The sequence below is a fragment of the Thalassobacillus sp. B23F22_16 genome (assembly GCF_043496955.1).
Classification (GTDB): Bacteria; Bacillota; Bacilli; order Bacillales; family Halobacillaceae; genus Thalassobacillus; species Thalassobacillus devorans_A.
Window position 1 is genome coordinate 38,346 of the sequence record NZ_JBIEKD010000006.1, and the last position, 22,453, is coordinate 60,798.

Here is a 22,453-nt window from a genome sequence, read left to right on the forward strand (position 1 = left end):
CCCCTTTCTAGAAATTCTTCGCATTTGGTTTATTGAAACCATATTGTTCAAAGAATTCTTCTCTGAAGTCGCCAAGACGGTCTTCTCTAATAGCCTGGCGGACATGCTCCATTAATTTTAACAGAAAATATAAGTTATGGTAAGTAGTTAATCGAAAGCCAAATGTTTCATTATTTTTCACCAAATGTCTGATATAAGCGCGGGAATAATTCCTGCAGGTATAGCAGTCACACTTTTCATCAATTGGACGGAAATCCCTGGCAAACTTAGCATTTCTCACGACCAGTCTTCCGTTTGATGTCATGCAGGTGCCGTTTCGGGCAATCCTGGTCGGTAGTACGCAATCAAACATGTCTACTCCTCGAATGGATCCATCAATCAAGGAATCCGGTGAACCGACACCCATTAGATACCTTGGTTTGTTTTCAGGGAGCATCGGTGTGGTAAACTCCAGCACCCGATTCATCACATCTTTTGGTTCTCCGACAGATAAACCGCCAATCGCATAGCCTGGAAAATCGAGTGACGTTAAATCTTCTGCACTTTGGCGCCGAAGCTCTTCGTATTCTCCACCTTGGACAATGCCGAACAGCCCTTGTTTATCTGGTTTCTTATGGGCAGTTAAACAGCGTTCAGCCCAACGGCTTGTCCGTTCTACCGATTTCTTCATATAGTCATATTCCGCTGGATATGGAGGACATTCGTCGAATGCCATCATAATATCTGATCCTAGCGCATTCTGGATGTGCATGGCTTTTTCAGGGGAAAGAAATAATTTCTCCCCGCTGATATGGTTACGAAAATGTACGCCCTCTTCTTCAATTTGCCGTAAATCGCTCAAACTGAACACCTGGAATCCGCCTGAGTCCGTCAGAATTGCCCCATCCCAGTTCATGAACTTGTGGAGTCCACCTGCTTCTTCGATGATATCTTCCCCTGGGCGCAGCCATAGGTGGTAGGTATTAGAAAGAATGATATTCGCATTCATTTCCTGCAACTCTTCCGGGCTCATCGTTTTAACGGTAGCAAGAGTCCCTACGGGCATAAAGGCAGGTGTATCGAAAGAACCGTGCGGTGTATGCACCTTCCCAAGACGAGCACCTGTCTGTTTACATGTCTTTATAAATTCATAGGTGATTGCCATTAGTAATTAAACCCTTTCCTTATAAAATCAACATTGCATCACCAAAGCTGAAAAAGCGATATCGCTCTTCTACAGCCTGCTGGTACGCATGTAAAATGAATTCTCGTCCTGCCAGGGCACTGACAAGCATGATTAATGTGGACTGTGGTAAATGGAAGTTCGTAATCAAACCATCAATCGCTTTCAGTTCATAAGGCGGATAGATAAAAATATCAGTCCAGCCTGAGGCTTCTGTAAAAGTCCCATGATCCCGCATGATTGTTTCTAACGTTCGTGTAGAAGTAGTCCCCACAGAAATGATCCTCCCACCGTTCTCACGGACACGATTCAACTTTTCTGCTGTAGCTTGTGATACTTGATAAAACTCGGCATGCATATCGTGGTCTTCAATGTTATCTACACTCACTGGTCTGAATGTGCCCAGACCTACATGTAAGGTAATATACGCCAGTTCGACACCAGCCTGTTCAATCTCCTGCAACAGCTCTTTTGTGAAATGCAGTCCCGCTGTCGGTGCTGCGGCAGAACCTTCTTCTTTCGCATATACAGTCTGATACCTTTCACTATCAGAAAGCTGCTCCTTGATATAGGGTGGCAATGGCATTTCGCCCAACGCTTCCAGGACTTCAAGAAATATTCCCTCATACTCGAAACGCAGCTGACGTCCACCATGATCTTCGGTAGCTGTACATTCCGCCGCCAATTTCCCTTCACCAAAAATTATCCTTGTTCCAACCTTGATTTTCTTTGCTGGTTTTACAAGTACTTCCCATTCATCCGACTCTGTCTGATGAAGCAGAAGAACTTCTACTTTCGCACCTGTATCTTCTTTTACCCCATACAGCCTTGCAGGCAATACTCTAGTATCATTTAAAACCAGGCAGTCTCCTGGCTTTAAAAATTCTTTAATATCAGAGAATCTTCTGTGGTTTATGGTGTTTTCCTTTTTATCCAACACCATAAGCCGGGATGAAGATCGATCCAGCAACGGGGTTTGCGCGATCAACTCTTCAGGCAGGTCAAAGTCATATTGCTTGATATCCATAATTATCTCCTATCTCTATTCATTTTATTTTACCAACGAAGTAAAAAATCAATGAAAGTATGATGCTTACCACAATGGATGTAACAATAGGAAAATAAAACGTTACATTTCCCTTTTTAAAGCTGATGTCACCTGGCAGCTTGCCAATAAAGCTCCAAAGCAAGCCGATAATGATGAACACAACCCCTATTACAATAAATATTTTTCCAAATCCGGTCAAGCTTCAGGCACCTCCCGTTGAAAGTGGAGATAAGCCTTCGGTGTTACTACCCTTCCCCGCGGTGTGCGTTGAATAAAGCCGGTTTGAAGCAAATATGGTTCATATACATCTTCAATCGTCTGTGATTCTTCCCCTATGGTAGCGGCGATGGTATCCAAGCCTACTGGACCGCCTTGAAAGCTATCCATAATGCCTAATAGCAGTTTGTGATCGATATGATCCAGTCCTACCGGGTCTACCTGGAGCATTTCTAACGCTTCTTGCGTTATTTCCAAGTCTATCTCTTCTTTCCCCTTGACTTGTGCAATATCACGTACACGCTTCAACAACCGATTGGCGATTCTCGGCGTTCCCCGTGATCTTCTTGCGATTTCTATTGCAGCATCTCGAGTAATTCCCACCTGAAAAATATCAGCGGTGCGCTCTACGATATCACATAAATCCTTTGTATCGTAATACTCCAGCCGGCTTAGTACTCCAAACCGGTCCCGAAGCGGAGCCGATAACAACCCTGCCCTCGTGGTCGCTCCTACTAGTGTAAAAGGTGGAAGATCAAGACGGACGGACCTTGCACTGGGACCATTCCCAATGACAATATCGAGACAGAAATCTTCCATAGCAGGATAGAGCACTTCTTCCACAGATCTTGGCAGTCGATGGATTTCATCGATGAATAGTACATCCCCTGCCTCTAATGAAGATAAAATAGCTGCTAAATCACCGGCACGCTCGATAGCAGGTCCTGCCGTGGTCCGGAACTGAACCCCCATTTCATTGGCAATAATTGAAGCTAATGTAGTTTTCCCGAGCCCTGGAGGACCATATAATAAAGCATGATCCAATGGTTCATTTCTCATTTTTGCTGCTTCAATGAAAATTTCCAAATTCCGTTTTGTTTTCGCCTGGCCAATATACTGACTTAATCGACTAGGCCGCAAACTCAACTCAATGGAAGCATCTTCTTCTTGCAAATCACTGGATATCATCCGTTCTTCCAAGCCAATTCACCTCCGTTCTCAGTTTTTCATCATTAATTGCAATCCGTGGCGTACATAATCATCCACATTAGCATGATCACTGTTCGCCAGCTTCGGACGAAGTGCTTTCAGCTCACGTTCTGAATATCCCAGCGCTTTCATTGCTTCCAAAGCTTCCTCAACCGCCTGGCTGCGATCCTGTGAAGTATGGTCTTTCGTATAAAAGATCGACGTTTCGTTATCTTCATCAGGAAGCCACGCCACCAGTTTCCCTTTCAGGTCAAGTATCATTTGCCGTGCTGTTTTCTTGCCGACTCCTGGAAAACGGGTCAAGAACTTTTCATCTTCCTGTTCAATTGCTGTTACAAAATCACGCACACTGGTAGAAGCAAGTACAGCCAGCGCTCCTTTTGGCCCAATTCCCGATACATTCAACAATTTAGAGAAAAGTGCTTTATCCTCCCTTTTTTTAAAACCATATAAAGCCTGCAAATCTTCTCTGACATAATGATAGGTATGTATTTTGATCTCTTTTTCTAGATATTCTTGAAATGAAAACGGGTTAGCACAAATCAATTCATAGCCAACTCCATTTGCTTCTACTATGACACTCTCATCATCTATGACCGTTAATTGTCCCCGAACATATGCTATCATGTTTATTTTCCCTTCTCACAATCAAATTTCTCCACTTATTGTAACATACAAGCACATGTTCGCCTATCCTCACCCTTAAAAGAAAAGCCCTCCATCTGAACGATTGGAGAGCGTAAATGTTAATGTTTATCAATAGGATCTCGATCAGCATATGTTTCGATTACTTCGTTAAAGTGGTTTTTATCTTGGATCTTTATTCCCTGCTCCAATTCTTTCCTTCGACTGCTTTCCAACGTATCCACTGGAATAGGAAAAAATGATTCTATCACTTTTCCTTCTGTAGGCTTTCCAAGAAAAATCGTTAACTGATCATTTAAATCAATACCAAAATAACCATTTGCTTTTACTTCCGGGGAAAGGTCGTCTATTTGCTTATAAAACTCCACAAAACCTTCTCCCTGGTTCATTAATGTCCAACCATCATAATTAGCCCAAAAATCTTCCATCGCCCAAATGGTTTCTATTTTTTTTTCTACCTCTGTAACTCCATCAAGATATTGCTTTTCCATGGTCACTTTTAATTCTAACGGCTGACTTGCCACCAAGGATACAGGCTCCTCCAAGGTATTTTCTTTTGCTCCATCTGCCTCCCCGCTTGAAGGCCGATCATCCAATACTGTAATAAAAAATAAGAGTATCAATAAACTAATTGTGAGCGATTTCCATATTGTCGTTTTCATCGAATCCCCCCTTAGTAAAACTTGGCCGTATGAATAGGATAAGGAAAGCCTATGTTTTTTATCCTCTTACATACGAAACCTTGTTAAAAGGATATAAAAAATAGCTCCTATTTCCAGTTTGCCCAGAAATAGAAGCTATTATAATCAAGGATTACTTCAAGTTAGTTTTTCTAATACCTCTTCATCCGCTTCAAGGTTATGATAAATGTCCTGCACATCATCATTGTCTTCCAGCGTATCAATAAGATTCAACATTTTTTCGGTCTCTTTTTCACCAAGGGGTGTATAGGTTTGTGGGAACATGGAAATCTCGGCAGTTTCAAAGGTATAACCACTTTGTTCAAGCTTTTTCTTAACTTCTGAAAAGCTTTCCGGTTCCGTATAAATCTCGAAGGTTTCTTCATTCGTTTCCAGCTCTTCTGCACCAGCTTCGATAACCTCCAGCATTAAATCGTCTTCTTCGACATCATAGTCAGAACGTTCAATGACGAGATAGCCTTTACGATCGAACATATAAGAAACACAGCCATTCTCACCAAGATTGCCATCATTCTTGTTAAATGCATGACGTACTTCGGCGGCTGTCCTGTTTTTATTATCTGTCAATACTTTAACCATGACAGCTGCCCCCCCAGGACCATAGCCTTCATAAGTCATCTCTTCATAGCTGACACCGTCAAGGTCGCCGGTAGCTTTTTTAATTGCCCGGTCAATGTTTTCATTCGGCATATTGCTCGCTTTGGCTTTATCTACAGCCAGTCGGAGCGAGGGATTCATTTCCGGATCCCCACCACCCTCTTTAGCTGCCACGAATATTTCCCGAGCCATTTTCATGAATACTTTTCCGCGTTTAGCATCTTGCGCATTTTTACGTCTCTGTATATTTTTCCATTTAGAATGACCAGCCATTGGACATTCTCCTCTCCAACACGATAGTATCTAATTTCTTTAATTACTATATCATATTGGCAAGAATCATTGAAGAATGAGAAATGTCATCATCTGTCATTATTCAGCTGGAAGCGATCAATAAATTTATTTATTTCCTCCCTCACTTTTTCCGGTGCTTTTTCTGCTCTCACTCTGGCATCAAGATCTTTCATTTCATCCCAATCACTATGATTCACATGAATAACTACATCTTTTTCATCTGATACCTCTGCCACTTTATTTCTGACCTTATTCTTCAAGTCATGGTCATCTTTGGCATGAGGAGTAGGCACAACACCAACAAGTATACGACCATCGGTAGCTATCGCCCTTGCCACCGATACTTCTGATAATTCACTTACCGCACGAGTGACTTCCATTGATTTTTCGTTATAGAAGTCATTATCATGGGCACGATTACTAATATTATAAGTGGTATCCCTCATATCCTCTTCCGCCTCCCGTTTAATTTTATTAGGAGCGCCACGTCGCAATTCTTCCTTATTTGTTTCTGAATTTCCCTGTTCTGTCGTTTCTAAAGGATCGTAGGTGTTGGTGTCCTGGTCATTCTGACGAGTTTCCTGTGTGTTGCATCCGGCCAGAACAAAAGCTATAACAAAGGTACCTGCCGCTAACTGTTTCCACATAAAAAAACCTCCTTTTCCTTTATGTTGGATTAAGGAGGTTTTTTTAATCTGTCAAATAAACCCACTTTTCACACCTCAAACACAGGCGGTGCTGCCGCAAGCTGGCGCTTATGAGCCGAGCGTTGATGTAAGGACTCAATAATTTCACGGTCTTTATCAGGGATTGGTTCTCCTTTTAAATGTTTGTCAATCATATCATAAGTGGTGCCCATTTCATTCTCGTCTGTTTGCCCTTCCCATAATCCGGCACTGGGCTTTTTATCAATAATTTCAGCAGGCACATTTAGTTGACGCGCCATTTCGCGAACCTCACCTTTGGTGTAATTCACTAACGGTACAAGATCTACTCCTCCGTCCCCATATTTGGTGAAATAACCAGTATACCATTCCGCTGCATTATCTGTTCCTACTACCAAATAACGATAGTTAGTCGCTAAGGTATATAGCGTACTCATTCTTAGGCGAGCACGAAGGTTAGCATCGGCGAGCTGTTCCTGTTCATGATTGAATGTTTGTTTATTCTGTAATTGTTTTTTTATTGTTGAGAACGTCATTTCATGGGTTTCCGTTAAATCAACGGTAATATGATCGATCTCACAAGCATCAATTACACGTTGAGCATAATTCTGATCACTTGGATTACTTTTACACGGCATAATAACCCCAAGTGAATGTTCCGGGCAGGCAAGTTTAATCAAGTTTGCCACAACCGCTGAATCAATACCGCCACTGACACCTACCAGAAGACCATCTACATTTGCTTCCTTTACTTTTTTCTGAAGCCATTCAACAATGGCGTCTACATGTGCTTGCATCATTCTTTTCTCCTTTACAGCTATGATTATTTATCTTAGCACATGCTGAACTTTTTCAACAAATTCCTTCCTGTCTTTCCAGGCGGCATGCAGCCAGTCAAGATGGCCTGCCAATTTCTGGTCTTGCCTCTTATATTTACGGTAGACATACAGCCACTCACGCATTAAATCACTTGGGACGAGAATCCCTTTCAACCACGCTTCTTTCCACTTGGTAGCATGAAAATAAACAGTAAGCTCCTTTAATGAATGATGGGTATGGGGTAAAAACCTTTGACCTAACTGAATTTCGTCGTACAGTTCCGGTCCCATTTGTAAAAGGTCGAAATCAATCAGCTTCACTGCGCCATCCCGTGTTCGGATGAAATTATGATGAGCGACATCACCATGCAGCCAAGTTTTCCGTTCCCAAGCATCTTCTTCAATGGCAGCCCAGTCCAAACGCTCGAAGTCATCCAGGGTTTTGCTCGCAAATTGGTGAAGTTCCTGAAATAAAGTCCTATTCCCCCCATAGGAGAATGCCGGAAATGTTTTTTCGAACTGTTCCAGTCTTCGCTGGTATTTAATATAGAGTGGATTTTGAAGTAACAGTGGCGTTTCTATTCCCTCTGTGCTGGCATGAAATTCTTGCACTACTTTACTTGCGGCTGATCGGTCACTTTTATAGGAAAAAAGCAGATGATCCCCTTTTAACCAGTTAAACAATCCCCATTCGCCATCTGCATTAGAAATGACCCTACTGCCATCAGGGTAAGAAAGAGGTTCTGCAGCATAAAGGCTTGCTTCTTTCCATTGTTCGAAAAAAGTATGTTGTTTTTCTAGTTTTTCAAGACTTTCATAACATTTCAGCGCATACTCATTTCCTTGGGATTTCACCCAATAGACATCCTGTTTTATCTTCTTGACATCTTCCACAGTCATTTCTTTTCTGCTTAAAAAAGGAAGAAGGCGATTCCATTTAGAATCGCCCTGGTACTTATTCATCATCATCGTCGTCAAAGTCGTAAGAATACGGCATCTGATTTCCCATACCTCCAGGGAGTGGCTGGCCAGGTTGACCATAACCCATCTGTCCCATTTGCTGACCGCCCCAAGGCATCATTTGCTGATAGGGAGCCATTCCATGCTGCATCGGAGGCATTCCCTGCATCTGAGGCATCATCTGGCCTTGCTGCTGATACGGCATCGGCTGATGCATACCATAGCCTGGCATCATATGCGGAGGCATCTGGTGTCCCCACATCGGCATAGCTCCCGTTTTCCCTCCGCCACAACCACAGTCATCAGCCATTGGCATTTGCGGCGGCATGGCTGCAGATTCTTCATCATCCTGCATCCACATGCCCTGCACTTGAGGCATTGGGCCATGGTGATAAGCTCCTTTATAAGCACTTTCCATGTCATCCTCACAATGAAAATCACTTTGAACCAAGTGACCTTGCGGCATTGGGGGACATGGCATCGGCGGGCAGAACACCGGGTAGTATCCAGGCGGACACAATGGCATTGGATGATGCATTGCCGGCTGAACCTGCGGCATTTCTTTTACTGACTCCGGTAATTCCTCTTTGACTTCTTCTTTCGGTGGTGCAGGAGGCTGGTAAGGCATCTGCGGCAAGTGGAAGGTCGTGTAGTAGTTTTGCAGCTGTTGTTCCATCATTGGCATTTGGATTGGCATCATTTGCTGCATCGGAGGCATCATCGGTTTTTCTTTCTCATCTTCTTTAACTTTTGGGATTGGTTTAGGGGCTTCCTTCTTATAAGGAACCTTTGGTGCTGCTTTTGGTTGTTCTTTTTGTATCGGTGCTTCTTTCTTCACTTGCTTTGTTCCCTGCGGTACTTTGATTTTCATCCCTGGCATGATCATATCGGGGTTGGATAACTGGGTATTCATTTGTTTCAGTTGTTCAAAATCAACTCCATACTTTTGAGCGATTTTCCACAACGTATCACCTTTCTGAACGATATGAATTCTCACTTTAGTAGCTCCTTTCTTTATACAAATCAAACGATTTGAACAAGAAATCTTCATAACAACTTATGCACAGGATGGGAAAAGTTGATGAAAAAGCCTAAACTTTTTTAAACAAGTTTCACTCATATCTATTCAGCCGGGCGTTTATCCGTTACCAAATCATTAAATTTAGGCATACAAAAAACCGGATCACGGCTATTCGTGATCCGGTTAATTTTTATTCCGCTGCCTGAAGGTCTGGCGTAGAAACATTTAACTCAAAGCTTGGATAGGTTCCTAACAGTTTCAAAGAACATCCTAAGGCCTCAAGTTCTGCCTCGACTCCCGGAAACAGCACTTGGTCATAGGGCTGATCGATATCAATCAAGAAAAAATAATTTCCCAGACCCGTTTTCATTGGTCTGGATTCTATTTTGGATAAGTTCATTTTTCTCCAGGCAAATGCAGCGAGTACTTGATGAAGCGCACCAGCATAATCTTTTGGCAACGTCACCATTACCATCGTTTTTTGTTTGGTCGGTACATGATCGCGAATCTTTAGTGTCTTCGGCTGCTTTTGAACCACAACAAAACGGGTATGGTTATTAGCATAGTCATGGATATCATGCTCTAAGATAGTCAATCCATTTTGTTCGGCAGCCAAATGATTACCTATAGCTGCAATCGGTTTATCAGATTCAGCGACTATTTCTGCTGCTCTCCCTGTCGAAGACGTATAGCAGAGTTCTGCCTCTGGATAGTGTTTATGCAAATATTGATGACACTGGGCAATTGCATGACTGTGCGAATACACCTCGATGATCCTGTCCTTCTCCGGGTTATAATCACCCCGGACGAGGAGGTGCTGTTTTATTGGGACAGTCATCTCAGCAACAATCGGCAAGTCGACATGGTGCGTCAAATAATCAATCGTTAAATGAACAGACCCTTCAATTGCATTTTCTATTGGAACTACTCCGGTATCTATTTCTCCTGCCTCCACGGCATCCAGGCATGCCGGAATCGTCTCATAGCTTGTGAATTCCCCTTCCTCGAACAAGGCATCCACCGCCATTTTTGTAAAAGTTCCTCTTGGCCCTAAATATCCAATCTTTTGGTTATGTTCAGATTCTGGCATGTCTTTTGTCCTCCTTGCTGTTACGCTCCTGTACTTAATAGATCAACACGATTGATAAAATCCACCTTTTTTAACCTTTGAATCAGTTCATCGATCGAGATTGTCATCCCTGCTGTATTCAGCGATAATGTGACATTCGCTTTTCCTTGTAATGGGATGGTCTGATGGATGGTAAGCACATTACACCCTGCCTTCGCTACCGCTGCCAACAGCTTGGATAAAGAACCTTTCCTGTCTTCCAAGTGAAAAAAAAGGGTGATCATTTGTTCTTTCACCATTTCCTGAAATGGGTAGACAGCATCACGGTATTTATAAAAGGCGCTTCTCGATAGATCGACCTTCTGAACGGCTTCAAAAATGGACTCGACACTGCCTTTTTCCAGCAATGACTTGGCTTCAATCGTTTTTTTCATAGCCTCTGGCAAAACGTCACTTCTGACAAGGTAAAAGTGTTCTTTTTTCTCCCCCATTTACATCCCCCTTTTCTACAGCGTCTCTTGCGCTTCTCAGGGTACGACCTCATCTATTCAACAAATTCAAACTCATAATCAAGCAGCCTGACCGTGTCCCCGTCCTTGGCGCCACGTTTTCTTAAGGCATCATCCACACCCATCCCACGCATTTGCCGTGCAAAGCGGCGGATCGACTCATCCCGGTTAAAGTCAGTCATCTTGAATAATTTTTCAATTTGCGCACCATAAAGCACATAAGCTCCATCGGGATCACGAGTAATTTTGAAAGGAACGTCTTCCCGCTCGTATTTATAGAGCACCCGTTCCTCTTTCTCCTCAATTGGTGTGTTATCTTTCGGTATTTGATCAAGCGTGTCTGCTACAGCAAATAGTAAATCCGGCAGCCCTTCTTTTGTCAAAGTAGAGATGGGATAGACAGGATATTCGCCGTCCAGTTTCCGCTTGAATTCCTGCAATTGTTCATCAGCACCAGGCATATCCATTTTGTTGGCTGCAATAATTTGAGGTCTATCCTTTAATCTTTCATCATATTCAAACAGTTCCTGGTTGATTGTCAGGTAGTCTTCATAAGGGTCGCGCCCTTCCGTAGCAGCCATATCTATTACATGGAGAATGACTCTTGTCCGTTCTACATGACGGAGAAACTGATGACCGAGTCCCACTCCTTCATGGGCACCTTCAATCAGACCGGGTAAGTCGGCCATGACGAAGCTTCGTTGGTCACCTGATTCAACAACGCCTAAGTTTGGTGCCAGTGTAGTAAAATGGTAATCAGCGATCTTCGGTTTTGCCGCCGAAACAACCGATAATAAAGTTGATTTTCCTACACTAGGAAAACCGACCAGCCCTACATCAGCAATCAATTTCAATTCAACTTGTATATCCCTTTCTTCTGCCGGTTCACCATTTTCCGCAAGTTCCGGTGCAGGATTCCGTGCTGTAGCGAACCGGATGTTACCACGTCCACCACGGCCTCCTTTAGCTATTACGGCACGCTGCTTATGTTCTACAAGGTCAGCAATCACTTCTCCTGTATCCGCATCTTTCACAGTGGTACCAGGAGGAACCGGAATAACCAAAGGGTCAGCATTTTTTCCATGCTGTCCTTTACTCATGCCATTTTCCCCTTTTTTTGCTTTAAAATGCCGTTGGTAACGAAAATCCATTAATGTATTAAGCCCTTCATCTACTTCAAAGACGACGTCTCCACCGTTACCACCGTCTCCACCAGCCGGGCCACCATTTGGGACATATTTTTCTCGGCGGAAAGCAACTAAACCATTACCGCCGTCTCCACCTTTAACATAAACTTTGACTTGATCGACGAACATGCCGGTCACCTCTTTACTTCTACATTCATTTTAGCTGTTACTTGATGATACTGTTCTATATCGTCAATTTCAACTGCTGTGATAAATTCTTTTTCTTGTATCGTTGATTGTAAATGCGGCATATCCTCAAATTCACCGGATAACACCACACTGATTTCTACTCGATCGCTTGTATGCAATTCGATTCTTACCTTCCCTTGGTAGAGGGTGGAAGAATCGCTGAAACGTTCAAAAACACGGATAATTTCTTCACAGTGGGCATATAAAGTGATGTCCTTGTGACGTAAATCGACAGTTTCACCCTTAACCTCATATGTAAGGCGAAAAAATGGATGGTGCCAGTTGAAAGACATGAGCCACAAGCTTAAATACGGGGTGTTCAAATTCATCAACCGCCGTTCTTCTTCAGCTTTCTGCATTACATCGTTGGTTTTCTCTTTTACTTTATCCATTTTCCCCATGGAAGCATAACCTTGAATCAGCTGCAGCTCGTTCATCCAATCATGCCGGGCATGACGCAGTAGTTCCATCACTTCATCCGCTCGCATGAAAGCCCCTCCCGTTCCTGATAACGTAATAAAAGAATTATAGCAAAAATCAACAGCAAAGGCGACCGCTCCGAGCCGTATGCATTTGAAATAATTCTGCGAAATCTGGTTATTCAATTACAGTACCGAAAAGTCGAAGACTTGATTTCGAGATATTTAGGGTTCTTTACCCTAAAAGTAACAGGGGCAGCTGGGAAACTACTCGCTTTCCTGTGGGGGAACTGGCGAGCTTCCTCGGGCTTTCGCCCTGTGGGATCTCGCCTAGATCCTTCTCCCACGGGAGTCTCGCAGTTTCCCAACCACCCCATCCGAAGGATGGGAGAAAAGAACCCTGCTATACATGCAGATGTATCCTACTAACTCTGGTTACAAGCACGCTTTTTAAGTAGCTCTCCCCTCTAATTGAAGTACTCATATCAATGTTTCCGTATCTCTCATAAACACAAGGAGGGCCGGGAAATTGCGAGACTCTAATGGGAGAATAGTACATGGTGAGATCCCGCAGGGCTTTAGCCCGAGGAAGCTCACCGTACGCCCATGGAAAGCGAGTAATTTCCCGGACCTCCAAACGCTCAACACCATAACGGAAACAGTTTCTCTCGAAACTGAGTCTTCCATTAAAGGGAGCTTTACTTGAATAGTGAGATTTATTAAAGCCTAATAGAAAAAAGCCGCGCTGATGCAGTGCATAGCGCGGCTTTTCGCTTTGGTTTTCTATAAATGCCAGCGGTTTACGCTTCTTGTGCAGCTGGGTAAACACTGACTTTTTTGCGGTTACGTCCGTAGCGTTCGAACTTCACAACACCATCAACTTTCGCGAATAGTGTATCGTCGCCGCCACGACCTACGTTCGTACCTGGATAGATCTTGGTACCACGTTGACGGTAAAGAATAGATCCACCAGAAACAAATTGTCCATCAGCACGCTTGGCTCCAAGGCGTTTGGACTCAGAGTCACGGCCGTTCTTTGTACTACCTACACCCTTCTTTTGGGCAAAGAATTGCAAATCTAGACGTAGCATGGGATGCACCTCCTTATCGTTCTGTTATCGATATATATTGATTATAATCTCGTTCAATAGTCTGTAGCGACACCAGCATTCCTTCAAGCAGCAACTTGGCTTTGCTTTCTGTTTCTGCTTCCAAATCCTCCGGAAGCATGACTTTGAGAAAGCCTCCTTCACCACCTTGATCGATTGCCGGCTCTACTCCGCATAACTCCATGACGGCATTAACTGCTCCAAACGAAACAGCTGAGACGGCTGCACATACGAGGTCATGTCCATATGGACCGCTTTCTGCATGGCCGGATATCTCAAAACCATTCATTTCATTGTCTCTGCGGTATATCAGTACTTTAATCATGATACACAAGCCTTACGCATTGATTTTATCAATCGTTAGCTTCGTGTACGGCTGACGGTGACCTTGTTTACGCTTGTAGTTTTTCTTTGGCTTGTATTTGAAGACAGTGATCTTCTTCTGACGGCCTTGTTTTTCAACTTTAGCTGTAACAGAAGCACCATCTACGAATGGAGCGCCGACTTTCACGTCATCTCCTCCGCCAATGAAAAGTACGTTGTCAAAAGTGACTGAGTCACCGTTTTCTCCGCTGACTTTCTCAACGTAGATCGTTTGACCTTCTTCTACTTTGAATTGCTTACCACCAGTTTCAATAATTGCGTACATTGCTGCACCTCCTCATAGAACTAAGACTCGCCATCCCAGGTACCACTTTGGTTTCAAAACCTGTTCTGAGCGGTTGTAGCAGTCGGGTGCTACTAGAATAACATAACGATGTTATCATGATTCAAAAGCTTTTGTCAACATGATAGCCGCGACTTGCCACAAATTCTCTGACCGTATCCAGGGAGCCTGCCATCTCTATCGTATAATCATGCAGGACAGGATCGACACGGAAAAAGACTTCCTGAGGAATTTTACTAGAAACAGAAGTAGAAAGCAATTGTTTTTTCAATTGATCAAGTTCAGGTGAAACAGCTACTAGTATTGCTTCATGAGAAGAATCTTCCAATGCCAGTATGTCCCTTTCCATTTGGAACAATACGGTGCTCCGTTTTTTGTGACTAGTCACATTTTCTACCAATTTGCTGGACCAGGAAGCGTAATCCCTTTTTCTTGTTATTTCATACAGGCCGAGTTTAGTAAACCCGTGACACACTATTGGAACCGGATCGTCTTTCATGGCTTGTTTCAAAGCGCGCTCGATATCGGCATTATTTTTCCTGGAGCCGGTATTGATGAAATCAATCATAACGATGCCCGACAAGTTCCTTAACCTGATTTGTCTTGCGATTTCATTGACCGATGCCACGTTTGCCTGATAAGCAGTCTGTTCTTTGTCAGAACGCCCTGTAAACCCATGGCTGTTAACATCAATCACATTCATTGCTTCCGTTTCATCTATTGTTAAATTGACCCCTTTAGCAGCTCCGACAGTGCGCTGTACCAATTTTTCCTGACATTCATTAATCGAATAGCCTTTATTTTTATTCCAATGTTTTACCCATTTAATCCGGTCACTAAATAATGGATACATGCTTTTTATCTGCTTAGATAAACTAGCGTCATCAACAACACATTCATCAATGAGATGTATGGGATATTTTTTAAAAACGCCATCAGGTACCAGCCTGGATTCCATAATCATGCCTGGCTTCTTTCTGTCTATTCTTCCCTCCGCCTGGCGCCACTTTTCTCTTAAAAAGGACAGTTCATTCCTGATAGAGGACAAGTCCAGGTGTTTTGCGGCAGTGCGAACAATAACACCATCCTCTTTTTCGAGCATGGGTGTAATTGTTTCCTTCAAATTTACCTGCTCGTCTTTCGGAATTTTATGAGAAACCGAAACCCGGCCTCTTTTCGGCAAATAAACGGAGTAAGAACCAGCAATGGTAATGTCTGCCGTGAGTAATGGCCCCTTTTCACCGATTCCATCCTTTTTAACCTGCACAATGATATATTGGCCAATGGTAAGTAATGATTCGATCCGCTCGTTCCGGTTTCCAATATCCTGCTGCCTCAAGAAGCCGTTTCTCCCTGTACCGATATCAATAAAAGCCGCCTGCAGTCCCTTTTCAATATTGACGACTTTTCCTAAATAAATATGATCGACTTGCGACCGGTCCAACTCACGATCGAAAAAAACCTCGACTAATTTATTATCTTCATAAAGTAAGGCAGCCTTCTCGCTTGAACGGCATGCTATATATAAGTTCCTCATCTAATCCCTCTTTATTTATAAATCTGTGCGAGGTCACGGATTGGAAGGTGTGGGTTCCCATGAGTAAAAAAATACTCCAGACAATCCTCTTCTCTTATCAATTCGCTTCCTTTCCGCCCCTTCAAAAAGTACCTTTGTTGTCTATCATTACGAATTCGGCTCAAAACATTCCATATAGTTTCCTCAGGCTCAATCGGACACGTTACCACTTTCACAGGTGGTTCATTATTACTATGGCGATGCATTAAATAACGTATAAATGAATAATAGCGTCGTTTCCATTCTAGTCTATTTTCTAATAATAGGAAAGCTGCTAATAAGCAGCCGTGGAGTGTAAAGTAAGAAACGAAGGCGAGGAGTATGATGGACGCTATTAATAAGCCGGCTGAAAATATGATAGTTAAATGATGCGAGACACGGTAAGGGAAAAAACGATTTAAGAGGTGAAAAAGTATTTTCCCTCCATCTAAAGGCCATATTGGAAGTAGATTGAATGCAAGAATCAGCCAGTTATAAGAGATAGCTGTGCTAATCCATGACGAGGGATCAGGCAATAGTATAACCAGAGAATATAAAAGGGTTAACATCCATATGTGCTGGAACGGCCCTGCTAACGTGACATAAAGCTGTTCTTGCATCGGACGACTTCCATGCTCTTCCGATTCCATCGTCCCACCAAACAGCCATAAGGTCACCTTTTTAATTCGCCAGTTAAAAAATTTTGCCATTCGGAAATGCCCCCATTCATGTATGGTGACGATGGCAAATAAAATCAGGAGCTCGACGAAAGCCCCTGTGAGAATAGCGGTAAATACGAAGAGAATCAATATCGGATGCAAGTGAACATGCGTTAAAAAGTCACGGAGTTTCATCGACTTTTATCGCCTCAACAGGATCAATAAATTGATTATCCTTTTCGATAGCAAAGTAGAAGTCGCTTACTTGTCCAGGTTCCGGTTTGACACTGCCGATAATGTCGTTTGGTTTCACATGTTCATATAAATGGACATCAATAGAAGAAAGGTAGCCGTAAACGCTTTTACTTCCATCCACATGCTGAATGATAATCGTCTGATCAGTTTGGCCGTTTTTTCCCGCAAACACCACTGTCCCCTCATCCATGGCAACGACCTCCGACGGCTGCTCAGAAGTCATGACAATTCCTTCTCCATGGGTCTGGAATGTTTCACTCACTACTCCGCTAACGGGAAGGGCAGCCTGATTAGGTACCACGTCCCCTGGTGGTTCGACTAATTTCAAAGGACTCCCGAACTTTTCGTGATACCAGGAGGTAACTGCTGCAAATGGAAAATCTTCAGTCATGTTGTGTACTACCCAGGCTTTAGGCTTTTGAACCCACCCCGCCTCCATTTGCACCAAACTTGCCACCCCAAAAAACAAACAGGCAGCAACGATAGCTTTCAGCAAAAAATACCCTGGTTTCTGATCCCTCTTTTCACCCGACGAACCAGGAGATGATTGGGCAAAGGGTAAATATCCATGTTTTTCTTCCTCTTGTACCGGATAATACATGGTCTTGTCCTGGGCATGTTTGTACTTTTTAGGAAGCGTTTTTTCTCGTTTGCGTGATGCGATACTTTTACGTACTTTTTCAATATCTTTCCCCATAATAGCTACCATCCCTTACATGAGATTTGTACAAGTCTATGTAAAGAATTCGAAAACTATGAGAAAAATCGTTTTATATAAAACCCACCCATCCTTATCCTCATCACTCTATTGCAAAAAAATCCTAAACAAAAAACCGTCTCAAAAGAGACAGTTTTCTTATTAAGGACGCATGCCGAAGAATTTCTTTACTTTTGTCATGAGACCTTTCTTTTCTTCAAATGAAAGTAACGGTACCGATTCTCCTAAAATACGGCGTGCAATATTTCGATAAGCAAGTGAGGATTTTGTTTTAGGGTGAAGGGCGACTGGCTCACCACTATTAGATGCTTTGATCACTTCATCATCATCCGCTACCACACCAAGCAAATCGATGGAGAGGACAGATACAATCTCGTCTACATCCAGCATATCCCCACTTTCTACCATATGATGACGGATACGATTGACAATTAATTTAGGAGGTTCGATGTCTTCTTGTTCCAATAAACCAATTATCCGGTCAGCATCACGAACACTGGACTTTTCCGGGTTAGTAACCACGATCGCTTTATCTGCACCGGCAACTGCATTTTTATACCCTTGTTCAATCCCGGCTGGACAATCGATCAATATGTAGTCGAATTCCTGTTTCAATTCCGCTACAATTCTTTTCATAGCTTCTGGTGTAACTTCTGATTTGTCGCTGGTTTGTGCTGCTGGCAGCAGTTGGAGACAATCAAACCGTTTATCTGGAACAAGAGCCTGCCTGGTTTTCACTCTCTCTTGCACGACATCAACCAAGTCAAAGATTATACGATTTTCAAGTCCCATCACTACATCTAAATTACGCAGCCCGATATCTGTGTCGATCAGACATACTTTTTTTCCAAGTAATGCGAGTGCTGTCCCTATATTGGCAGTAGTAGTCGTTTTACCGACTCCTCCTTTACCAGAGGTTACAACAATGGCCTCACCCATTAAACATTCTCCTTTCAAAACTGCTGATATCCGGACGCTTTTTAATTACCTCTTGAAGACGGTCGATTAATATTTTATCATTGCCTTCCTCCAGATAGCCGCACTCCATATAGACACCCTCAGCATCTTGATCCGGTGCTCTGCTAATTGCATCTGCAATCCGCAGTTGCGTAGGCTGCATGAAAGAAGCGGCAATAACAGCATGACTATCACCGTCCACACCAGCATGCGCAATCCCGCGCAGGCTCCCCATTACAAAAATATTACCTGAAGCCATAATTTTTCCTCCGGGGTTGACATCGCCAATGAGTAACAGGTCGCCTTCCACATTAATCACCTGACCAGATCGGACTACTTTGACCAATGGTTTCACCTGCGCATGTTTTTTCCATTCAGCAGCTTCTTCCTTCGTAATAACATTGGATTCTACCTTACCTACCACCAGGTTTTGGCTTTTCCGGACTTCTTCTTTCAGTTCATCCTTTTGCTCACGGGTAACATAACGGTTCCCGAGCTGGAGGTTGACGGTAATCAGCCGGTCATCCTCTATCAGATCGTTCACAGAGAGTTTTTCTTTCAGTTCATTTAAAACATCCTGATAGGCACAATGGTCATCAATCTTTAAAATTAACCCATCTCTGGTTCCTTTAACTGTTATTAATTGTTTATTCGCTATCAACTATATTCCCCCTAATCTGCAAGAATCCGCTTCCCGCGTTTATCACGGAAGATCAGCTGCTTAGAATGTTTGCTGCCCACTTTTCCAGTCTTCCTTTTAATAAGGGGTATACGAGGAGAAAGAAAATCATGTTCGCAATTATGGTAGGCACCAATCTAATTGACAAAAATGACTCCCATGGTATGTCAGTTACCTGCACGAAGGAATATATGGTAAACAACAATAACTCGGTCAACACTATTCCAAGTGCGGCTAACAGGACCGCTACGATAAAGTTGCCATGCAGCATTTTTTTCAGGCCATGTACCAGGTAAATGACAATGCCATAAGAGAACATATAAACCCCTAATATACTGGTGTATACCATATCGATTAAAATGCCGAAAGTGAGGGCGTAAAGCAAAGAGTAATAGGTATCGTCATGATCAAAAAAAATAGTGATAAGTATAAGGATGACCAGAACCCAATGAGGGGTAATCAGGTAATCCGAATAGGCAAGATTCCCAGGCAGAAGACTCATAGCCATTCCTTGAAAGACAAGCAGAAAAAGTAAAATCAAAGGAAGATAGAAACGTTGAATCATTCCTCTTCCTCCTCATCTGTTTCGTCTATATTATGCGTCGGCATGCTGCGGTCGACAATCATCACTTGATTGATATCATAGAGGTCGGCTGCCGGTTTAACATAGGCAGTCTGTGTTAACCCATACTGGTCCATCTCAACTTTCGTGACTTCTCCAATCAACAAGCCGGCTGGAAAAACTCCACCTTTTCCTGAAGAGACTACTTGTTCCCCTTCATTAATTTCAGCATCAGAATCAATTTCTTTTAGAAGTAACGATTTAGTTTCTTCGTCATATCCTTGAATCAGACCATGAATTGGATCATCACCCTGCCATACCCAGGCAGAAATCCGATTGGAAAGACCAAACCCGCTCAAAAGCTGAACCGTGGAATGGAATTTATCGGTGGATTGGACTTTTCCTATCATCCCCTCGCCTGTGATGACCGCCATATTACGCTCAACTCCGTGAGCTTCTCCACGGTTTACGATCATTTGACTGAACCAGCGTTCAGAACTTCGCGCAATGACAGACGCTTCGATCGGATCATATTCACTTAAACTCTCCTGGTAATCAAGGCTTGACCGTAGTTCTTCATTTTCTTTTTTTAATAACTGGTTTTCCTGCATGATACTTTTGTACTGAGAGAGACGAGATTTCAAAATTTCATTTTGTTCATACGTGCTGCTGATATCCTGAATGTTTGCATAAGTGCCTTGGACGAGTTGTACGGGTTGATTAAATATGGTCTGAATCCACCCAACCGAGTCATGGACAAATTTCTCCGGCCAGGTAAGTTCACTTCGCTCTCTTAAAGAAAAACCAATCAAGGCGACGAGCAAAATAAAACTGACGAGTACAAGAATAAGCCTTTTTTTCCTGAATAGAGAAGGCATAAATAAGTCAACTACTCCATTCTAGCCCGGGAAGCCACATTCGGCTGTGACTTAAAATGGTGAATGTATTCCAAAGATTTCCCCGTACCAATCGCAACACAATCCAGTGGATCATCGGCTATGAAAACAGGCATTTTTGTTTCATCACTGATAACCTGATCGATATTTTTTAACAAGGCACCGCCACCCGTCAATACGATTCCCCTATCCATAATATCTGCAGCCAGCTCTGGTGGTGTCTTTTCTAACGTATTCTTAACAGCATCAATAATGGCATCCACCGTATCCTTCAGGGCTCCGGCAATTTCTGCTGCATTGATCGTGATCGTTTTCGGAAGACCTGTCAATAAGTCTCTTCCTCTTATGTCCATTTCATTATCTTCATCGGCAGACCCGGCAGCACCTACTTCCATCTTGATATTTTCCGCCGTCCGCTCCCCGATCATCAGGTTATATTGTTTACGAATATATTGGATGATAGCATCATCCATTTCATCTCCAGCTAATCTGATAGATTGGGAGGTAACAATGCCCCCTAAAGAGATTATTGCTACTTCAGTCGTCCCTCCACCAATATCGACGACCATACTTCCCGTCGGTTCCCACACGGGCAGACCAGCTCCGATAGCTGCAGCAAACGGTTCTGCAATCGGATAGGCTTCTTTTGCTCCTGCTTGCTTTGTGGCATCAATTACTGCTCGTTCTTCGACCATCGTGATACCTGATGGCACACAAATCATGACGTTCGGCTTTCTGGCAAAGCTGGATCTATTCTTCATCGCTTTATTGATATAATATTTCATCATCTCTGCTGTTGTGTCGTAATCAGCTATGACCCCATCCTTCATGGGACGCACTACTGAGATATTACTAGGAGTACGGCCGATCATATTTCTTGCAGGATTCCCGACAGCTTCGATGTTCCCTGTCGAAATGTCTCTGGCTACTACCGATGGCTCGCGGACCACTACTCCCTTATTTTTTATAAAAACCAATGTATTCGCTGTTCCTAGATCAATTCCTAAATCTTGTGAAAAACCAAATAAACCCAATACGGATCTCCCTTTCTATTCTATCTTGAGGGTATTCTAGTTGTGTGTGATAATCCGATAATGAAGCTGCCTCCTTACCGTAGCGGCAGCATGAGAAAGAAGCGCCTATTATAAGATCGAGCTTATAAAAAGGCGCTAGAGTTCACTATCTATTCAATTATACGAAAAAAAATAGAAAATGGATAGTCTTACAAATATCCTTTTTCTTTGAGAGAGACAAATTTACGGTCACCGATCACTAAATGATCCAGTAATTCTATGCCGATCATTTTACCGGACTCTGCTAACCGTCTTGTTACATTAATATCTTCCTGCGATGGGGTCGGGTCGCCTGAGGGATGATTATGAATGCAGATAAGGGAAGCAGCCGATCTTTTGACGGCTTCTTTATATACTTCTCTGGGATGGACGATTGAAGCATTCAAACTGCCGATGAAAATCGTCTGGCGATGGAGAACCTGGTTTTTAGTATTAAGAAATAAACAGATAAAATGTTCCTGTTTCAGTCCTCGAAGCTCTTCCATAACAAAATCGGCCCCATCCTCAGGGCTTCGAATGACGTACCGTTCCGGAGGCTTCATCTGATGAATTCTTTTTCCGATTTCTAAAGCTGCCTGAATGAGGACTGCTTTTGCTGTTCCGATTCCTTTTATAGCTGTCAATTCTTCGATGGTAGCGTCCTTTAAAAGGTCTAAACCTTCGAAATGGATCAGCAGACGTTGTGATAGATTCATCACCGACTCGTTTTTTGATCCACTTCCAAGTAATATCGCAATTAGTTCTTGATTGGATAAATGGCCGGAGCCATGTTCAAGCATGCGTTCCCTTGGTCGATCGGCCAAAGGAACATCTTTTAACATCACCTGGACTTC

27 protein-coding genes and 1 other annotated feature are annotated in these 22,453 nt (G+C 43.0%); all 27 genes read right to left on the minus strand.

The window, feature by feature from the left end:
* Nucleotides 1-7: 7 nt before the first annotated feature.
* Nucleotides 8-1,144 (minus strand): tRNA guanosine(34) transglycosylase Tgt, encoded by a 1,137-nt coding sequence (gene tgt / locus ACGTNI_RS06715; RefSeq protein ID WP_394460997.1) that lies wholly within the window; start codon nt 1,142-1,144, stop codon nt 8-10.
* Nucleotides 1,145-1,163: 19 nt separating this feature from the next.
* Nucleotides 1,164-2,189, minus strand: a complete 1,026-nt coding sequence (gene queA, locus ACGTNI_RS06720; protein WP_394460999.1) for a tRNA preQ1(34) S-adenosylmethionine ribosyltransferase-isomerase QueA — start codon at nt 2,187-2,189, stop codon at nt 1,164-1,166.
* Between the two features lie 19 nt (nt 2,190-2,208).
* Nucleotides 2,209-2,409 carry a DUF2905 domain-containing protein gene (locus ACGTNI_RS06725; protein WP_394461001.1) on the minus strand — a complete coding sequence of 67 codons (201 nt, stop codon included), beginning with the start codon at nt 2,407-2,409 and terminating at the stop codon, nt 2,209-2,211.
* Nucleotides 2,406-3,407, minus strand: coding sequence for a Holliday junction branch migration DNA helicase RuvB (gene ruvB / locus ACGTNI_RS06730; protein WP_394461003.1), 1,002 nt, complete (start codon nt 3,405-3,407; stop codon nt 2,406-2,408). Before ruvB ends, ACGTNI_RS06725 begins: the two co-directional genes overlap by 4 nt.
* A gap of 18 nt (nt 3,408-3,425) precedes the next feature.
* The gene (ruvA, locus tag ACGTNI_RS06735) at nt 3,426-4,043 is read right to left on the minus strand and encodes a Holliday junction branch migration protein RuvA (RefSeq protein WP_394461005.1); all 618 of its coding nucleotides are present in this window, start codon (nt 4,041-4,043) and stop codon (nt 3,426-3,428) included.
* A gap of 119 nt (nt 4,044-4,162) precedes the next feature.
* Nucleotides 4,163-4,723, minus strand: coding sequence for a BofC C-terminal domain-containing protein (locus tag ACGTNI_RS06740; RefSeq protein WP_394461007.1), 561 nt, complete (start codon nt 4,721-4,723; stop codon nt 4,163-4,165).
* Between the two features lie 156 nt (nt 4,724-4,879).
* On the minus strand, nt 4,880-5,632 hold the full coding sequence (locus tag ACGTNI_RS06745) for a YebC/PmpR family DNA-binding transcriptional regulator (RefSeq protein WP_394461009.1): 753 nt from the start codon (nt 5,630-5,632) through the stop codon (nt 4,880-4,882).
* 89 nt (nt 5,633-5,721) lie between these two features.
* Entirely contained in the window at nt 5,722-6,300 is a 579-nt protein-coding gene (locus ACGTNI_RS06750) for a YhcN/YlaJ family sporulation lipoprotein (RefSeq protein ID WP_394461011.1), read from the minus strand.
* A 68-nt stretch (nt 6,301-6,368) separates the two neighbouring features.
* The gene (gene nadE / locus ACGTNI_RS06755) at nt 6,369-7,115 is read right to left on the minus strand and encodes an NAD(+) synthase (protein ID WP_394461012.1); all 747 of its coding nucleotides are present in this window, start codon (nt 7,113-7,115) and stop codon (nt 6,369-6,371) included.
* A gap of 30 nt (nt 7,116-7,145) precedes the next feature.
* Nucleotides 7,146-8,099, minus strand: a complete 954-nt coding sequence (locus tag ACGTNI_RS06760) for a phosphotransferase (RefSeq protein ID WP_394461013.1) — start codon at nt 8,097-8,099, stop codon at nt 7,146-7,148.
* The gene (safA, locus tag ACGTNI_RS06765) at nt 8,092-9,093 is read right to left on the minus strand and encodes a SafA/ExsA family spore coat assembly protein (protein WP_394461014.1); all 1,002 of its coding nucleotides are present in this window, start codon (nt 9,091-9,093) and stop codon (nt 8,092-8,094) included. The genes ACGTNI_RS06760 and safA overlap by 8 nt, the downstream gene beginning before the upstream one ends.
* A 214-nt stretch (nt 9,094-9,307) precedes the next feature.
* The gene (gene pheA, locus ACGTNI_RS06770; RefSeq protein WP_394461016.1) at nt 9,308-10,207 is read right to left on the minus strand and encodes a prephenate dehydratase; all 900 of its coding nucleotides are present in this window, start codon (nt 10,205-10,207) and stop codon (nt 9,308-9,310) included.
* 20 nt (nt 10,208-10,227) lie between these two features.
* On the minus strand, nt 10,228-10,677 hold the full coding sequence (gene thrR / locus ACGTNI_RS06775) for a transcriptional regulator ThrR (protein ID WP_062447012.1): 450 nt from the start codon (nt 10,675-10,677) through the stop codon (nt 10,228-10,230).
* A gap of 53 nt (nt 10,678-10,730) precedes the next feature.
* Entirely contained in the window at nt 10,731-12,011 is a 1,281-nt protein-coding gene (obgE, locus tag ACGTNI_RS06780; RefSeq protein WP_394461018.1) for a GTPase ObgE, read from the minus strand.
* A 5-nt stretch (nt 12,012-12,016) separates the two neighbouring features.
* On the minus strand, nt 12,017-12,559 hold the full coding sequence (locus ACGTNI_RS06785) for a Spo0B domain-containing protein (RefSeq protein ID WP_394461020.1): 543 nt from the start codon (nt 12,557-12,559) through the stop codon (nt 12,017-12,019).
* Nucleotides 12,560-13,290: 731 nt separating this feature from the next.
* Nucleotides 13,291-13,581: a 50S ribosomal protein L27 gene (rpmA, locus tag ACGTNI_RS06790; protein WP_062447020.1), complete on the minus strand. Its 291-nt coding sequence runs from the start codon at nt 13,579-13,581 to the stop codon at nt 13,291-13,293.
* Between the two features lie 13 nt (nt 13,582-13,594).
* A complete protein-coding gene (locus ACGTNI_RS06795) occupies nt 13,595-13,924 on the minus strand; it encodes a ribosomal-processing cysteine protease Prp (protein ID WP_394461022.1) in 330 nt (109 codons plus the stop codon).
* Nucleotides 13,925-13,936: 12 nt separating this feature from the next.
* A complete protein-coding gene (gene rplU, locus ACGTNI_RS06800) occupies nt 13,937-14,248 on the minus strand; it encodes a 50S ribosomal protein L21 (RefSeq protein ID WP_062447024.1) in 312 nt (103 codons plus the stop codon).
* A 13-nt stretch (nt 14,249-14,261) separates the two neighbouring features.
* Nucleotides 14,262-14,333, minus strand: a sequence feature (ribosomal protein L21 leader region).
* A gap of 36 nt (nt 14,334-14,369) precedes the next feature.
* A complete protein-coding gene (locus ACGTNI_RS06805) occupies nt 14,370-15,803 on the minus strand; it encodes a ribonuclease E/G (RefSeq protein WP_394461024.1) in 1,434 nt (477 codons plus the stop codon).
* Between the two features lie 11 nt (nt 15,804-15,814).
* The gene (locus ACGTNI_RS06810; RefSeq protein WP_394461026.1) at nt 15,815-16,675 is read right to left on the minus strand and encodes a M50 family metallopeptidase; all 861 of its coding nucleotides are present in this window, start codon (nt 16,673-16,675) and stop codon (nt 15,815-15,817) included.
* Nucleotides 16,662-17,432 carry a peptidoglycan DD-metalloendopeptidase family protein gene (locus ACGTNI_RS06815; RefSeq protein ID WP_394461028.1) on the minus strand — a complete coding sequence of 257 codons (771 nt, stop codon included), beginning with the start codon at nt 17,430-17,432 and terminating at the stop codon, nt 16,662-16,664. Before ACGTNI_RS06815 ends, ACGTNI_RS06810 begins: the two co-directional genes overlap by 14 nt.
* A gap of 162 nt (nt 17,433-17,594) precedes the next feature.
* On the minus strand, nt 17,595-18,392 hold the full coding sequence (minD, locus tag ACGTNI_RS06820) for a septum site-determining protein MinD (protein WP_394461030.1): 798 nt from the start codon (nt 18,390-18,392) through the stop codon (nt 17,595-17,597).
* Nucleotides 18,385-19,071: a septum site-determining protein MinC gene (gene minC / locus ACGTNI_RS06825; protein ID WP_394461032.1), complete on the minus strand. Its 687-nt coding sequence runs from the start codon at nt 19,069-19,071 to the stop codon at nt 18,385-18,387. Before minC ends, minD begins: the two co-directional genes overlap by 8 nt.
* A gap of 52 nt (nt 19,072-19,123) precedes the next feature.
* Nucleotides 19,124-19,654, minus strand: a complete 531-nt coding sequence (gene mreD / locus ACGTNI_RS06830; protein WP_394461034.1) for a rod shape-determining protein MreD — start codon at nt 19,652-19,654, stop codon at nt 19,124-19,126.
* Nucleotides 19,651-20,529 (minus strand): rod shape-determining protein MreC, encoded by an 879-nt coding sequence (gene mreC, locus ACGTNI_RS06835; protein WP_394461037.1) that lies wholly within the window; start codon nt 20,527-20,529, stop codon nt 19,651-19,653. Before mreC ends, mreD begins: the two co-directional genes overlap by 4 nt.
* Nucleotides 20,530-20,540: 11 nt before the next feature.
* The gene (locus tag ACGTNI_RS06840; RefSeq protein WP_062447045.1) at nt 20,541-21,581 is read right to left on the minus strand and encodes a rod shape-determining protein; all 1,041 of its coding nucleotides are present in this window, start codon (nt 21,579-21,581) and stop codon (nt 20,541-20,543) included.
* Nucleotides 21,582-21,769: 188 nt separating this feature from the next.
* Nucleotides 21,770-22,441, minus strand: a complete 672-nt coding sequence (gene radC, locus ACGTNI_RS06845; RefSeq protein WP_394461167.1) for a RadC family protein — start codon at nt 22,439-22,441, stop codon at nt 21,770-21,772.
* Nucleotides 22,442-22,453: the final 12 nt, after the last annotated feature.

Coding starts and splice junctions, on each gene's coding strand:
- ACGTNI_RS06815 (WP_394461028.1), bottom strand. CDS start 17,432: ATGGGGAAAGATATTGAAAAAGTACGTAAAAGTATCGCATCACGCAAA.
- rpmA (WP_062447020.1), bottom strand. CDS start 13,581: ATGCTACGTCTAGATTTGCAATTCTTTGCCCAAAAGAAGGGTGTAGGT.
- pheA (WP_394461016.1), bottom strand. CDS start 10,207: ATGCCAGAATCTGAACATAACCAAAAGATTGGATATTTAGGGCCAAGA.
- ACGTNI_RS06810 (WP_394461026.1), bottom strand. CDS start 16,675: ATGAAACTCCGTGACTTTTTAACGCATGTTCACTTGCATCCGATATTG.
- ACGTNI_RS06745 (WP_394461009.1), bottom strand. CDS start 5,632: ATGGCTGGTCATTCTAAATGGAAAAATATACAGAGACGTAAAAATGCG.
- nadE (WP_394461012.1), bottom strand. CDS start 7,115: ATGCAAGCACATGTAGACGCCATTGTTGAATGGCTTCAGAAAAAAGTA.
- ACGTNI_RS06785 (WP_394461020.1), bottom strand. CDS start 12,559: ATGCGAGCGGATGAAGTGATGGAACTACTGCGTCATGCCCGGCATGAT.
- ACGTNI_RS06795 (WP_394461022.1), bottom strand. CDS start 13,924: ATGATTAAAGTACTGATATACCGCAGAGACAATGAAATGAATGGTTTT.
- mreD (WP_394461034.1), bottom strand. CDS start 19,654: ATGATTCAACGTTTCTATCTTCCTTTGATTTTACTTTTTCTGCTTGTC.
- rplU (WP_062447024.1), bottom strand. CDS start 14,248: ATGTACGCAATTATTGAAACTGGTGGTAAGCAATTCAAAGTAGAAGAA.
- thrR (WP_062447012.1), bottom strand. CDS start 10,677: ATGGGGGAGAAAAAAGAACACTTTTACCTTGTCAGAAGTGACGTTTTG.
- mreC (WP_394461037.1), bottom strand. CDS start 20,529: ATGCCTTCTCTATTCAGGAAAAAAAGGCTTATTCTTGTACTCGTCAGT.
- ACGTNI_RS06750 (WP_394461011.1), bottom strand. CDS start 6,300: ATGTGGAAACAGTTAGCGGCAGGTACCTTTGTTATAGCTTTTGTTCTG.
- radC (WP_394461167.1), bottom strand. CDS start 22,441: ATGTTAAAAGATGTTCCTTTGGCCGATCGACCAAGGGAACGCATGCTT.
- minD (WP_394461030.1), bottom strand. CDS start 18,392: ATGGGTGAGGCCATTGTTGTAACCTCTGGTAAAGGAGGAGTCGGTAAA.
- ACGTNI_RS06805 (WP_394461024.1), bottom strand. CDS start 15,803: ATGAGGAACTTATATATAGCATGCCGTTCAAGCGAGAAGGCTGCCTTA.
- ACGTNI_RS06740 (WP_394461007.1), bottom strand. CDS start 4,723: ATGAAAACGACAATATGGAAATCGCTCACAATTAGTTTATTGATACTC.
- obgE (WP_394461018.1), bottom strand. CDS start 12,011: ATGTTCGTCGATCAAGTCAAAGTTTATGTTAAAGGTGGAGACGGCGGT.
- ACGTNI_RS06760 (WP_394461013.1), bottom strand. CDS start 8,099: ATGAATAAGTACCAGGGCGATTCTAAATGGAATCGCCTTCTTCCTTTT.
- ruvA (WP_394461005.1), bottom strand. CDS start 4,043: ATGATAGCATATGTTCGGGGACAATTAACGGTCATAGATGATGAGAGT.
- tgt (WP_394460997.1), bottom strand. CDS start 1,144: ATGGCAATCACCTATGAATTTATAAAGACATGTAAACAGACAGGTGCT.
- queA (WP_394460999.1), bottom strand. CDS start 2,189: ATGGATATCAAGCAATATGACTTTGACCTGCCTGAAGAGTTGATCGCG.